Here is a 1,040-nt window from a genome sequence, read left to right on the forward strand (position 1 = left end):
GAAGTCGAAGGATGGTTTTGGTTTCTCACTTTGCAGCTCAATAATATCCATTTTATCCAGTTTCTTTTGGCGAGACATAGCCATATTACGGGTCGCCACACGGGCTTTGTTGCGGGCCACAAAGTCCTTAAGGTCCGCAATTTCCTTCTGCTGGCGTTCATAGGCGGCTTCCAGCTGAGATTTTTTCATCTCATAGACTTCTAAGAATTGGTAATAATCCCCAGAATAGCGGGTCAACTGCTGATTTTCCACATGGTAGACGATATTGATCACATCATTCAAGAAAGGAATATCATGCGAGATCAGAACAAAGGCATTTTCATAGTTTTGGAGATAGCGCTTGAGCCAGTCAATATGCTCCGCATCTAGATAGTTGGTTGGCTCGTCCAAAAGCAGGATATCTGGTTTTTCCAGAAGCAATTTGGCCAAGAGAACCTTAGTCCGCTGCCCACCAGATAGCTCTGTCACATCACTCTCCATACCGTAGTCCATGACACCTAGTGCTCGTGCAACTTCGTCAATCTTGGCATCCAGCGTATAGAAATCCCGGCTCTCCAAGCGGTCCTGCAGCTCGCCCACTTCTTCCATCAGGGCATCCACATCCGCTCCATCCTCAGCCATGCTCATATAGATTTCATTGATGCGGGCCTCAGTCTTGAACAGCTCGTCAAAGGCTGTCCGCAGCACATCGCGGACAGTTTGGCCCTGCTCCAATACAGCATGCTGGTCCAGATAGCCAGACGTCACATACTTGGACCACTCGACCTTACCCTCATCCGGCAGCATTTTACCCGTCACAATGCTCATAAAGGTTGACTTTCCCTCACCATTGGCGCCGACTAGACCGATATGCTCCCCCTTGAGCAGGCGGAAGGATACATCCTCAAAAATAGCCCGGTCTCCAAAACCGTGGCTGAGATTTTTTACTTCTAAAATACTCATCTTTTCTCCTCTATCATTGATTGCAGTTCCTTGATTATACCATCTTAGGAAGCCAATTGGCAAGAAAATAAAAGAGGCTGGGACAAAAGTCCTAGCCT

The 1,040-nt window shown here is 47.5% G+C and carries 1 protein-coding gene; it reads right to left on the reverse strand.

Going from position 1 to position 1,040, the window contains the following annotated elements; translation table 11 throughout:
* Positions 1 to 942, reverse strand: a 942-nt coding sequence (locus A0765_RS09750) for an ABC-F family ATP-binding cassette domain-containing protein (RefSeq protein WP_142325669.1), incomplete at its 3' end; no start/stop codon positions are given.
* Positions 943 to 1,040 lie beyond the last annotated feature (98 nt).

This window comes from Streptococcus cristatus, from assembly GCF_001588905.1.
Classification (GTDB): domain Bacteria; phylum Bacillota; class Bacilli; order Lactobacillales; family Streptococcaceae; genus Streptococcus; species Streptococcus cristatus_N.